Raw genomic sequence first — 12,120 nt, 5'->3', positions numbered from 1 at the left:
GGAACGTTCACCATACGTTCCCGGGCCGGCCACGGTGGCTCGACAACGCAACAGCTCGACGACTGAATGGGACACCGGTCAGCGCGGCGGACTGGACGCCTGGGCCCAGAACCGCTGCGGGATCCGGCCGGCCTCCCGCGCGAGTCGGCCCGCGGTGACGGCGGCGCTCATGGCCTGGGCCATCCGCTCCGGGTCCTGTGCGCGCGTGACGGCGGTCGACAGCAACACCGCGGCGCAACCCAGTTCCATGGCCTGCGCGGCGTCGGATGCGGTGCCGATGCCCGCGTCGAGGATCACCGGGACGTTCGCCCTGGACACGATGAGCTCGATGTTGTGCGGATTGCGGATGCCCAGTCCGGTGCCGATCGGCGAACCCAGCGGCATCACGGCGGCGCAGCCCGCCTCCTCCAGGCGCAGCGCGGTCACCGGGTCGTCGTTGGTGTAGGCGAGCACGGTGAAGCCGTCGTCGACGAGCTGCGCCGCCGCGTCGACGGTCTCGACCGGGTCGGGCAGCAGCGTCCGGTCGTCGGCGTGGACCTCGAGTTTCACCAGGTCGGTCTCGAGCGCCTCGCGGGCGAGCCGCGCCGTGAGCACCGCCTCGGCGGCCGTGCGGCAGCCCGCGGTGTTGGGCAGCACCGTGATGCCGAACCTGCGCAGCAGGTCGAGCACACCGGACCCGGCGCCCAGGTCGGCGCGCCGCATCGCCACGGTCGTCAACTCGGTGCCCGACGCGACGAGCGCGCGTTCCAGCACGTCCAGGTTCGCCGCGCCGCCCGTGCCGATGATCAGCCGGGAGGCGAGCTTGTGATCGCCGATCCGCAGTGGATCGGCCGAGGTGTCAGCGGTCATGTCAGCCTTTCGAGCTCAGCTCTTCGCACGCGCGGGTCAGCCGCCCTGCACCGCGGTGAGGATCTCGACGCGGGCGCCGTCGGCGACGACGACCTCGTCCCATTCCGCCCTGCGGACCACGGCGCGTCGAGCGCCACGGCCACACCGCGCTGCGGCACGTCGAGTGCGGCCAGCAGGTCGGCGACGGTCGACCCGTCCGGCAACTCGCGGGGTTCGTCGTTGACGTGCAGGCGCATCAGACTCGCTCCTTCACGCGGTTCGGGTGGGCGGCGTCGACGGCGGGCGGCACCGGTTCGCCAGCGAGCCACGCGGCGATCGCGTCGGCGGTGACGGGGGCCAGCAACAACCCGCCGCGGTGATGTCCAGTCGCGGCGTACACGCCGCCGCCGACCTCGCCCAGCAGCGGCAGGTTGTCGGCGCTGCCCGCACGCAAACCCGCCGCGGTCTCGACGACCTCGTACTCGGCGATGCCGGGGAACACGCGCTCGGCGGCGTCGAGGAGCCTGCGCACGCCGCGTGCGGTGACGGCCGTGTCGAACCCGGCCTCGTACTGGGTCGCGCCGAGGACGATGTCGCCGTCGTGCCCGCCGGCGCGCGGCACGAGATACACGGGTTCGCCCTCGACCATCGCGCGCACGGTCCTGGCCGGCGGGGGCAACGTCGTCGGCCGGGCGCGCAGCCGCAGGATCTCCCCCTTGAGGGGGCGGATGTGCTGGGCGAGGTCGGGCAGCAGTCGGCCGCTCCACGCGCCCGCCGCCACGACGACGCGGTCGAACCGACGGGTCGTGGCCAGGGTCCGGACCTCGATCCGGTCGCCCTCGCCCGGCTCGACGGCGGTGACCTCTTCGGACAGCAACGCCGCGCCCCTCTGCAGCGCCGCCATCCGCAGCGAGTCGAGCAGCAGGCGGGTGTCGACGGCGAGGTCGCCCGGCACGACGAGCCCGCCCGTGACGGCGTTCGACAGGCCCGGTTCGTGCCGCCGCAACTGCCGGGCCTGGACGTAGTCGGCGTCGCGACCGAGGTCGTGCAGGTACGACGCGACCGTGCGGAGGGTGTCGGCGTCGGCGCGGTCGAACGCGGCGACCACGGTGCCCGCCGTCGACAGGGCCGGGTCGTAGCCGTCCGACGCGAGCCGGGTCGCGAACTCGGGCCAGCGGCGCAGCGACTCCTCGCCGAGAGCGAGGACGTCCTCCTCACCGGGCCACGCCTCGGTGACCGGGGCGAGCATGCCGCCCGCGACGCGCGACGCGGCCCGTTCCGGGGAGGGGTCGAACACGGTGACGCGATGACCCGCGGCCGCGGCCCTCCACGCGACGGCCAGGCCGATGACGCCGCCACCGACGACGGCGAGTTCATGCATACGATTCACGCTCCCTGCGCCGGCATGATCCGGATCAGGTTCCACGGTCGGAGTCGGGCCGCGGACGTCGCGGCCGGTGCTCCCTCTCAGCCCACCAGGCTCCCGTGCGGACACCACCAACGTACCCCGACGCGTTACGGTGACGCCATGCCCGGCCTCAGCGGTGATCAGATTCGCACACGTCTCGCCGACGCACGGTTGTACCTGTGCACGCCGATGCGACCGGACCTGGTGGAGTTCGTCGACGCGGCGCTCGCCGGCGGCGTGGACATCGTCCAGCTGCGGGAGAAACCGGCGCTCGAGGCGCGCGACGAACTGGCCGCGCTGGAGCGCCTCGCCGAGGTCTGCGCCGCCCGCGGCGCGCTGCTGGCCGTGAACGACCGGGCCGACATCGCGCTGGCCTCCGGCGCCGACGTGCTGCACCTCGGCCAGGACGATCTGCCCGTGCCGGTGGCGCGCCGCGTCGTCGGCGACGACGTCGTCATCGGCCGGTCGACGCATTCGGCCGACCAGGCCGCCGCCGCGGCCGTCGAGCCCGGCGTCGACTACTTCTGCGTCGGTCCCTGCTGGCCCACGCCCACCAAACCGGGCCGCTCCGCCCCTGGCCTCGAGCTGGTCCGTCGAGTCGCGTCGGGCTCCGGTGTGGTCGGCGGCGCCGTGGACGGCGGGGCCATGGTGGCCGGCGGTGCGGAGGCGCGGCCGTGGTTCGCGATCGGCGGGATCGACGCGGAGCGTATGCCGGAGGTCGTCGAGGCGGGAGCGACCCGAGCCGTCGTGGTCCGAGCCATCACCGACGCGACGACCCGACGGCAGCGGCAAGCACCCTCCGCGCCGCCCTCCCCTGACTGCTCCCGAGGGCCCCATAGTCGCGTTCAACGCGACCATAGGGCCCTCGGGAGCTTTTACGGGGCCGGCTCGGCCGGGGGTTGGGGGTCCGCCGGGGGTTCGGTCGGGGCCGGTTGCTCCGCCGGTGGGGTGTCCGCCGGGGCCTCCGTCGCGCCGGACGTCCGTCCTGCTCGCCGTCGGTGCCATCGGCCGGGGCCGGACGGGTCGTCGTCGCCGGGGCACCGTCGTCGGAACCACCGGTCTCGACGTCCCTGCGCTCGCCGTCCACGGAGCCGTCCGAACCGTCCGAGCCGCCGGAACCGTCCCCGGAACCGCCGTCACCCTCGCCGGAGCCGCCCTGCTGCCCGCCCCGGTCGGTCCCGGACTCCTGTCCGGTGTTGCCGACGATCTCGCTGACCGTGCTGCGGCCCTGACCACTCAGCGACTGCCCGGTCGCCAGCTCGAAACCGGTGACGAGGAACAGGCCGATCGCGAACACGACCGCGCTCGTCGCCGCCAGGATCGGCCACCGCCGCCTCAGCCGACTCCCCCTCGCGGAGTCGCCACCCGACGTGTCCGCCGCGGCGGGCACGCCCAGGTAGTCCGTGGGCTGATCGGCGTTCAGGTAGACCGTCGGCTGGTCGGCGTAGGACATGCGCTGCGTCGGCAGGTCCGGCCCCTCCGGCCTTTCCGCACGACCCGGCCCCTCCGGCCGCACCGTGCCCTCCGTACGACCCGGCCCCTCCGGCCGGAGCGTGCGCTGCGGACCGGCCCCGGTGACGGGCAGGACCGCCGTCCGGCCCGTCTTGGTCGAGGCCAGCTCCGAGGCCTTCACCTTGGCCTTGCGCGCCGCCTCCTTCGACTTGCGCGCCGAACGCAGGTAGAACTCGCTGCCCACGGTGCTCAGCACGCTGATCAGCCCGGTGCCGATCACCGTGCCGTACACGCCGAAGAACGAGCACAGGAACGCCGCCGTCGTCGCGGCGATCCCACCGGCCGCGAGTTGGGCCGGCCGCAGACCGGACTTCTCCTTCTCCCCGGAGCCGTCCCCTGCACTCTTGTCCCCCGGGCCGTCACCGGCACGCTGCTCGCCGGGACCGGCACCGCCGGGTGTCCTGTCGATTCGTCTTCTGTCGTCCATGGTCCGCTGTCCGCACTCCCCGCTCCCGCTCTCACCAGAACCATCGCTGTTGATGTTCCGGGCGTTTCCGGAAATCCGGATTACTCGGCGTGAGCGCGAACACGTCCCGACTGTCCATTTCGGACAGCCGGGACGGTCGGTGTCAAGGACGCGTCAAGGTGGTGACGAACTTGTAGCGGTCGCCGCGGTAGATCGAGCGCACGAACTCCACCGGTTTGCCGTCGGAACCGAACGTCTGTCGGTTCAACAGCAACACCGGCACGCCGACGTCGGCACCGAGGAGTTCGGCCTCCTCCGGCCCGGCGAGCGAGGTCTCGATCGTCTCCTCGGCCTTGTCCATCTCGACGCCGTACCGCTCGGCGAGCGCCTCGTACAGCGACCCACCCTCGACGACGTGCCTACGGATCCCGCGGAACCGGGCCAGCGGCAGGTGGGTCGTCTCGAGCGCCATCGGCTCGCCGTCGGCGAGCCGCAGCCTCCGCAGCAGCAGCACCTTCGCCCCGGTGCGGACACCGAGGAGCTTCGGCAGGTCACCCTCCGCGAACACCTCGTCCACCTCGAGCAGCTGCGACGAGGGTTCCAGACCCTGCGCCCGCATGTCCTCGGTGTAGGACGACAGCTGCAGCCGCTGGGCCACCTTGGGCTCCGCGGCGAACGTGCCCTTGCCCTGCACGCGGTGCAGCCTGCCCTCGGCGGTCAGGTCGGCCAACGCCTGCCGCACCGTGGTGCGGGAGACGTGGAACTCCCCGGCCAACGCCCGCTCGGTGGGGATCGCGCCCCCGCGGGTAGCGAATCCAGCTGATCCAGCAGATGCTGTTTGAGAGCCCAGTACTTCGGCTCACGTCCCGGCCTCGCGACGGTAGCGGTACCGCCCTTGGCCCCCAAAACCTCCAACATGGCAAGCCCTCCACTCAAGCGCCCCGAACGCCTCCCCACAAATCTACCCTTCGCGCGCCAGTTTCAACCGGTTTACTATTGGTCTAGACCTTAATGCGAGAGGAACGAGGCGCAATGAGAGGAACATCGTGACAGATGCCGAGCCCGGCGCCTGATGACCGCGGAGATCGACCAGCAGCCGGACATGCTGGCCACGATCGCCCGCAATCGCGCCGACATCGCGGCCGTCGCGGCCGACATCGCGGCCCGTCCGCCGCGGTTCGCCCTGCTGGCGGCCCGTGGTTCGAGCGACCACGCGGCGATCTACGCCAAGTACCTGATCGAGGTGCTCCTCGGCCTGCCGGTCGGCCTGGTGTCCCCGTCCACCACGACGCTGTACGGCGCACGTCCGGACCTGCGGGACGTGCTGCTGGTGTCGGTGAGTCAGAGCGGAGGCTCGCCCGACCTGCTCGAGGTCACCCAGGCCGCGCGCGAGGCGGGCGCGCGCACGGTGGCGGTCAGCAACACCCCGTCGTCCCAGCTGTTCACCGCCGCCGACCTCGCCGTCGACATCGGCGCGGGCCAGGAGGACGCCGTCGCCGCCACGAAGACCTACACGGCAACCCTGCTGAGCCTGTACCTGCTGGTCGACGCCATTCGCGGCGGGAAGGGCGAGGCCGCAGCCGACATCGGCGAACGCGCCGACGCGACCCTGCGCGGGTCGGCCGACCAGGTCGCCAGGGCCGTCGACCGCTACCGGTTCGCGACCCGCGTCGTGGCCGCCGCCCGCGGCTACTCGTACGCCACGGCGCTGGAGTCGTCGCTCAAACTCGCCGAGACCAGTTACCTGCAGACGCGCGCCTACAGCGGTGCGGACCTGCTGCACGGCCCCGTCGCCGCGGTCGACGAGGAGACCGCCGTGGTGGGCGTGACCAGCACGGGCAAGGGCGGCGACGTCATGGGCGACGTGCTCGCGGCCGTCGGCGACCGTGGTGCGGACGTCCTCGCCGTCGGCTCCGCGGCGGCGCGCATGCCGTCCGCGCTGCGCATCGACGTCCCCGAGACGGCCGAGGAGATCGCCCCGGTCCTGGAGATCCTGCCGCTGCAACGGCTCGCGCTCCAGCTGTCGCTGGCCAGGGGCGGCAACCCGGACAACCCGCGTGGCCTGCGCAAAGTGACGAAGACACGGTGACCGGCCGGACGTACGTCGTCGGCGTGGACGCCGGCGGCACCAGCACGCGGGCGTGCGCCGTCGACGCCGATGTCCGGGTGCTGGGCACCGGCCGCGCGGGCGGGGCCAACCCGAACTCGCACCCGCCGGAGAAGGCGGCCGCCGCCATCGCCGACGCCGTCCGGGCCGCCACGGCCGAACTCGACCCGGCCGCACTCGTCGGCTGCGTCGTCGGCATGGCGGGCGCGAGCAAGTTGACCGATCCGGCGATCGCGGAGCTGTTCGAGCACACCTGGCGCGAGGCGGGGCTGACGGTGTCGCCGCACATCGTGTCGGACGCGAGACAGCGTTCGCCTCGGCCACCGACGCCGCCGACGGCACGGTGCTGGTGTCGGGCACCGGATCGATCGCCGGCCGCATCCGCGAGCACCGCATGGTGTCGGTGGCGGGCGGCTACGGCTGGCTGCTGGGCGACGAGGGCTCGGGGTACTGGATCGGCCGCGAGGCGGTCCGGGCCACCCTGGACGCGCTGTCCGGGCGTGCACCGCTCGGCAGGCTGGCCACCGCCGTGCTCGCCGAGGCCGGCGTCGAGGCGCACGAACCGCGCGCGTTCCATCGGCTCATCACGGTCGTCAACCAGGATCCGCCCGTCCGGCTCGCCCGGTTCGCACCACTCGTCAGCGCCGCCGCGAGCGACCGGGCGGACGAGACCACGGACGGGACGACGGACGGGACGACGGACGGGCAGGCCGGGGCCGATCCGGTGGCCACGCGCATCGCCGACGACGCGGCGGCGTGGCTCTCCGACACGGCGCTGGCAGCGCGCGAATCGGACGAAACGACCCCCATCGTTCTGGTGGGAAGCGTCCTCGGGGCCGACAGTCCGGTGCGTCGTCGGGTGCACCGACGGCTCCAGGGCCATGACGTGCGCGAAAGCAAGGACGGTGTAATGGGAGCCGCGTGGCTGGCCGCATTACAGGGGTTCGGCCCCCACACGACTCACCCGAACAGAGTAAGATGAGCACCGGCCCCCGGACCTCCCCCCTCGCCGGGGGCCACCTACTTTTCCGGACCTCCTCCGGTCTCGGCCCCCGTGTCGCCGCCCGGGTCCACGGCCGCCTCGTCCGCAGCGTCCTCGGTGGCGGCGCGCTCGGTTCCGGCGTCCCCCGCGGTCTCGTCCGCGCGCCCGGCAGCACGGGATGCCGGAGGCCGGGGTGTCGCTCCGGCAGGGCCTTGTGCAGCACCCAGCCACTGACGGCGACGGTCAGGGCGACCAACGGCCACGACAGCGCGGTGCGCGCGATACCGAGGGCGACGACCTCGCCCGCCCACCACAGGGCGCCGAACACCACGACCCGCACCGTGTACTGGCCGAACACCCACACCCAGCTGGCCAGCGAGTAGGCGCGCAGCAGATCGGGGTCCTTCCGCCAGCGCGTCTTCTGCCCGAGCACGGTGCCGACCACCACGCCCAGCAGCGGCCAGCGGATCACGATGCTCACCGCCCAGGCGAGCGCACTGGCCACGTTGGACAGCAGTTGGATCAGGAAGAAGTCCTCGGCGCGCCCGGTCCGCAACGCGATCAGCGCCGCCACGACCACCGCGGCGAGGCTGATCAACACCGCCCTGATCTTGTCGCCCCGCACGAGCCGGACGACGCCCACGACCACGCTCAACACGATCGCCGCGGCCGCGCCCCAGCCGATCGACGAGCCCGACACCAACCAGCCGACGACGAACGCGACGGGCGGCAGGCTCGCGTCGAGGGCGCCCTTGCGGCCGCCGAGCAGACTCGCCAGCGACTCACGACGGGCGACCGGCGGCCGGGGGTTCTCGGACGGGGTCTCGTTCACGCTCTCCACCTTGCCTGATCCCCCGTGGCCGCCGGCCCCGGCCGGTCGTCGTTAGTTACGCCACAACCACCCGGCCGGCGGACGGATTACGGCTGCGTAGGTCGACCTCGAAGGAGGAGACTGTGGGTTCCTCGATCCGACCGGAGATTCTCGGGCGAGCGCGCTGCGGGGACTATGCGCTCACCGCCGGACGTTGATCAGGAGACGGAGGGCACGAGAAGCGGCATCGGCGGCCGTGGGGATGCGCGCAACCAGGCGGAGGGAGACGTCGTGACGGGATATCGCAGTTTCGTCGCCATCGGCGACAGCTTCACCGAGGGGTTGAACGACGAGCGTCCGGACGGCACCTACCGCGGCTGGGCAGACCGGCTGGCCGGGATCCTCGCCGGCGGGTCCGAGGACTTCGCCTACGCGAACCTCGCGGTGCGCGGCAAGATGCTCTCCGAGATCCTCACCGAACAGCTCCCCGTCGCGCTCGAGACCAAACCCGACCTGGTGACGCTGTGCGCGGGCGGCAACGACATCATCGTGCCGGGCGCCGACCCCGACGAGAAGGCGGCCGAGTTCGAGGAGGGCGTCGCCGCGCTGCGCGCCGAGGGCATCGAGGTGCTGATCTTCACCGGTCCGGACACCAAGGGCCTCTCGCTGATGGGCGTGCTGCGCGGCAAGGTCGCGATCTACAACGTGAACCTGCGCGCGATCGCCGATCGGCACGGCGCCGAGGTCGTCGACCTGTGGGCGATGGACGCGCTGCACGACGTCCGTGCGTGGAGTGACGACCGCCTGCACTTCACCGCCGAGGGGCACCGCCGGATCGCGCTGCGCGCGGCCGAGGTGCTGGGCGTGCCCACCTCCGCGGACTGGCGCGAGCCGTGGCCCGAGACCGAGGACCACCACAACTGGCTCACCCTGCGCCGCAGCGACCTGGAATGGACGCGCATCCACCTGCTGCCGTGGATCCGCCGCCACCTGCGCGGCGAGTCCATGGGCGACGGCGTCACCCCCAAGCGCCCCCGCCTGACCCCCCTGCAGGAACTGGTCGACTGACAACCGTGTCAGCACCCCACGTCGCCGTGTCAGCACTTCGCGTCGCCGTGTCAGCGTTTGGCGGCGCCGTGTTGGCATCCGGCGGCGTGGTGCACCCACATGCGCACCAGCGTTCGCACCGTTCGCGAACGCGGTCGGCTGCGCCTATCGTCGAGACATGGCCAGGGACAACGTCCGGTTCTGGCTGATTCCGCTCGCGCTCGCTGTGTCGGGAGTCCTGGCCTTCGCCGCGACGTGGGCGTCGGCCGACCGCATCGAGAACGCCCTGCATCCCCACGTTCGCGGCGCCGTCGACGAGGCGGGCATGCAGTCGGCCGACGTGACGATGGACGGCAGGGACGCGATCGTGTCGGGCGTGCCCGAGGGACGGGCCGACCGGGTGCGGGCCGTCGTCGGCGGTGTCGAGGGCGTCCGCGCGGTCGAGGTCCGTGAGCGGGAGATGACGGAGGCCCAACGTGCCGCGCAGACGTCGGTGGACCACGTGCTGCAGCGCGCCCCGATTCGTTTCGCGGCCCACCGCGCCACGCTGACGCCGGCGAGCGAACGGGCCGTGGAGCAGCTCGCCGACGTGCTGCGGTCCACACCGCCGGAGCTGCGGTTCCGGATCGGCGGGCACGCCGCACAGTCCCAGGAGCTGACCCAGCGGGAGGCGCGGGAGCTGTCGCGCGAGCGCGCCGAGGCCGTCGCGACGGCGCTCGTCGAGGCGGGTGTGGACCACCGCAGGCTGATGACCGTCGCACACAGCGACACCCAGCCGGCCAGCGAGAACGAGAAGAGACAGAACCGGCGCGTCGAGATCACGGTGCTGTAGGCGGACACGAGCGATCACGAAGGGGAACCGCGATGCTGTGGCTGTTCGGACAGATGTGGCTGTGGCTGTTGATCGCGTTCGCGCTCGGCGCGCTGTCCATGGCGCTCGTACAGCGCGCGACGCAGCTCCGCGACGACCGATACGACAACCGAGACGACGACCCTGACGATGCCGCCCCGCGGGCGAACCGATACCGCCGCGAACGCACCTGGACGGCGTTGCCGCCGATCCCCGCGGGGGAGCGGGCGGAGGAGCAGACCGGGATGTTGCCCGCCACGGGCACGCTCGACGACGAACCGGACCCGACCACCGACCCGACGGACGCCACGGCCCACACCCGGCACCCCGGCGCCCGCGCGAACCACCGCTCGACCCGCGCGCGCACGCCGCGCACCCCCGACGTCGAACAGCCCGTCGAGGGTAGGGACGGCACCGTGTTGGGGGCACTCGACGAGGGGGCGGGCACCGGACGCACGTCCGGCACGCTGCCGCCGCGACGCGCCTGGCATGCACGCAACGAGTGGCCCGACGAGGCCGATGCACACGCCAGTGAGCACGATATCCCCCGTTCAGGCGGCTGAGGACGCGCTGCGTAGCGGCTGATAAGTTCGCTCCGCCGCTTGCGGCGCTCCGTCGGCGATGTAAGGAACGTGGATGCCGCTCCCCTACTGGACTCCGCACAACGTTCTGCCGCCCGGTCGCCACCCCGCCGATTTGTCCGACCTGTACGAACGTTTCGTCTGGGACTGTCCGCACCGCAACGAGCGCGAGGTGCTGTTCAGCGCGTTGTCCGGCTATCTCGGCGTCGTCGGCGGGTTGATCCCGTCGGGCAGGGCATGGGTGTCCGGGGAGCTCGCGGTGCGCTCGGAGAACGTGCCGCGCGATGTGGACGTCCTGCTCATCCCGGACGAATGGGGCAGCCTGAAGCGACTCGGCGGACCGGCACGCGAGGCGTTGTACGGCATGCTCACGCTCAACGGCGTCATCGCCGAACAACCCGCGATGTACCTCGATCGGGTAAGGCCGATGAGCGGACTGCTCGACGGATTCCTGTGTCGCCCCGGTGACGAGGAGGCGTGGGAACCGACGTGGGCACGCGGCCCGCGACACGGTGTGGTGAAGGGCTTCGCGGAGGTGACGTGGTGAGTTTCGAGGACGTCGCCGACGCGATTCCCGGTGGCACCTGGCTGGACGACCTCGCGCGCGCGAGCGCCCGCGCGGCGCACGCGAAGTTCGAGCGCACGGGACGTTCGGCGCTGCTGCGGGTGTCGATGCTCGACTCGCCGCGCATGGACGCCTACGCCTTCTCGGACATCAGCAGGGCGTTCCAGGACGCGACGGCCAAGGTCGGCCACATCGTCCGCAATCCGCAGACCGAGATCACCTACGTCCAGCCCGCCGACCGCGAGAAGGCGCCGTTGTTGCAGCGCGGCCAGGCCGGCAACGCGCTGTTCTTCGGCTTCCCGGAGACCTCGGATCCGGACGCGTTGATCAACGACGGCATCGAGACGCTGTCCGAACGCGCGGTGAAGGAACTGTGCGACTTCCTGCCGATCAACGGCTCCGACGACGGCGCGTTGGACGCGGTGCTGCTGCAGCGCGACACGATCCGCAACGCCGTCAGCGACATCGTCAGCGCGGTCACGAAGACCTCGAGCCTGGGCCTGACGCTCATGCCGACCACCGGCGAGGAGGTCACGCGCAGCATGACGACCGATCAGGCTCGCGTCCTCGGCAGCAGCCTGCGGGAATCGCGGGAGGACGTCGGGTACGAGACCGTCACCGGGCGGCTCGACGGGGTGCGCACCCGCCGCCGGATCTTCTACCTCGAGCGCGACACCGGCAGCACCATCCAGGGCGCCGTCGTGCCCGACCTGCTCGACCAGATCAAGGTGAACCTCGATCGGCCGGTCACCGCGCGGCTGCGCGTGGTTCGAACCACGACCATCGACGGCCGCCGCGGCCGGCCCGTGTACGAGCTGCTCGACATCCACCACGGCGAGACGAGCCTCTTCGACTGACCTCGTCGACCGACGCGACCGCAGGCCGCATTCCCTTGGCATGAAACAGAATACGGCCCCGTGCCATCAGTCCCGATCTGATGGCGCGGGGCCGTACTCGTCGTGCTTTCGCCGCCTCTGCCGCGGTATGCAGTGCCCACCCCGAGCAAAGGAGTCACCAGGCCGC

At 72.2% G+C, this 12,120-nt stretch carries 8 protein-coding genes, 5 pseudogenes and 1 riboswitch; of the genes and pseudogenes, 8 read left to right on the top strand and 5 right to left on the bottom strand.

All coding sequences use genetic code 11. The annotated features are described in order from the left end of the window. Nucleotides 1-78: 78 nt before the first annotated feature. The 3 genes and pseudogenes from BJF85_RS04420 to thiO form a co-directional block, all read right to left on the bottom strand. Nucleotides 79-849, bottom strand: coding sequence for a thiazole synthase (locus tag BJF85_RS04420; RefSeq protein WP_075845877.1), 771 nt, complete (start codon nt 847-849; stop codon nt 79-81). Nucleotides 850-885: 36 nt separating this feature from the next. Beyond that, nucleotides 886-1,085, bottom strand: a pseudogene (thiS, locus tag BJF85_RS04415) (sulfur carrier protein ThiS). Beyond that, complete coding sequence (thiO, locus tag BJF85_RS04410) at nt 1,085-2,209, bottom strand: glycine oxidase ThiO (RefSeq protein ID WP_187346863.1); 1,125 nt, start codon at nt 2,207-2,209, stop codon at nt 1,085-1,087. The pseudogene thiS and the gene thiO overlap by 1 nt, the downstream one beginning before the upstream one ends. Then, nucleotides 2,204-2,325: riboswitch (TPP riboswitch) on the bottom strand. (Overlaps the previous gene by 6 nt.) Before the next feature lie 31 nt (nt 2,326-2,356). Between thiO and thiE the strand changes: the two are divergent. Beyond that, nucleotides 2,357-3,054: pseudogene (gene thiE / locus BJF85_RS29595) on the top strand (thiamine phosphate synthase). A gap of 1,263 nt (nt 3,055-4,317) precedes the next feature. Here thiE and BJF85_RS04395 read toward each other — a convergent pair. Then, nucleotides 4,318-5,072 (bottom strand): annotated as a pseudogene (locus BJF85_RS04395) (GntR family transcriptional regulator). 154 nt (nt 5,073-5,226) lie between these two features. On the opposite strand from BJF85_RS04395, the gene BJF85_RS04390 reads away from it, so the two are divergent. Continuing rightward, the gene (locus tag BJF85_RS04390) at nt 5,227-6,243 is read left to right on the top strand and encodes an SIS domain-containing protein (RefSeq protein ID WP_075845874.1); all 1,017 of its coding nucleotides are present in this window, start codon (nt 5,227-5,229) and stop codon (nt 6,241-6,243) included. Then, nucleotides 6,240-7,243: pseudogene (locus tag BJF85_RS04385) on the top strand (N-acetylglucosamine kinase). Before BJF85_RS04390 ends, BJF85_RS04385 begins: the two are co-directional and overlap by 4 nt. A 181-nt stretch (nt 7,244-7,424) precedes the next feature. On the opposite strand, the pseudogene BJF85_RS04380 reads toward BJF85_RS04385, so the two are convergent. Continuing rightward, nucleotides 7,425-8,075 (bottom strand): annotated as a pseudogene (locus BJF85_RS04380) (DUF3159 domain-containing protein); the annotation flags it as partial. A 270-nt stretch (nt 8,076-8,345) separates the two neighbouring features. Between BJF85_RS04380 and BJF85_RS04375 the strand changes: the two are divergent. From BJF85_RS04375 to BJF85_RS04355, 5 genes are all read left to right on the top strand, one after another. Further along, on the top strand, nt 8,346-9,122 hold the full coding sequence (locus BJF85_RS04375; RefSeq protein WP_075845913.1) for an SGNH/GDSL hydrolase family protein: 777 nt from the start codon (nt 8,346-8,348) through the stop codon (nt 9,120-9,122). Nucleotides 9,123-9,279: 157 nt separating this feature from the next. After that, complete coding sequence (locus BJF85_RS04370) at nt 9,280-9,933, top strand: OmpA family protein (protein ID WP_075845873.1); 654 nt, start codon at nt 9,280-9,282, stop codon at nt 9,931-9,933. Nucleotides 9,934-9,965: 32 nt separating this feature from the next. Next, nucleotides 9,966-10,514 carry a hypothetical protein gene (locus tag BJF85_RS04365; protein ID WP_075845872.1) on the top strand — a complete coding sequence of 183 codons (549 nt, stop codon included), beginning with the start codon at nt 9,966-9,968 and terminating at the stop codon, nt 10,512-10,514. Between the two features lie 73 nt (nt 10,515-10,587). Then, a complete protein-coding gene (locus tag BJF85_RS04360) occupies nt 10,588-11,079 on the top strand; it encodes a hypothetical protein (protein ID WP_075845871.1) in 492 nt (163 codons plus the stop codon). Further along, the gene (locus BJF85_RS04355; RefSeq protein ID WP_369822073.1) at nt 11,076-11,954 is read left to right on the top strand and encodes a hypothetical protein; all 879 of its coding nucleotides are present in this window, start codon (nt 11,076-11,078) and stop codon (nt 11,952-11,954) included. The genes BJF85_RS04360 and BJF85_RS04355 overlap by 4 nt, the downstream gene beginning before the upstream one ends. The last annotated feature ends 166 nt before the right edge of the window (nt 11,955-12,120 follow it).

Origin of the sequence: Saccharomonospora sp. CUA-673 (assembly GCF_001942305.1) — a bacterium.
Lineage (GTDB): Bacteria > Actinomycetota > Actinomycetes > Mycobacteriales > Pseudonocardiaceae > Prauserella.
The sequence above is the reverse complement of the archived record's forward strand: the minus strand, read 5'-3'. Positions and strand labels throughout refer to the sequence as shown.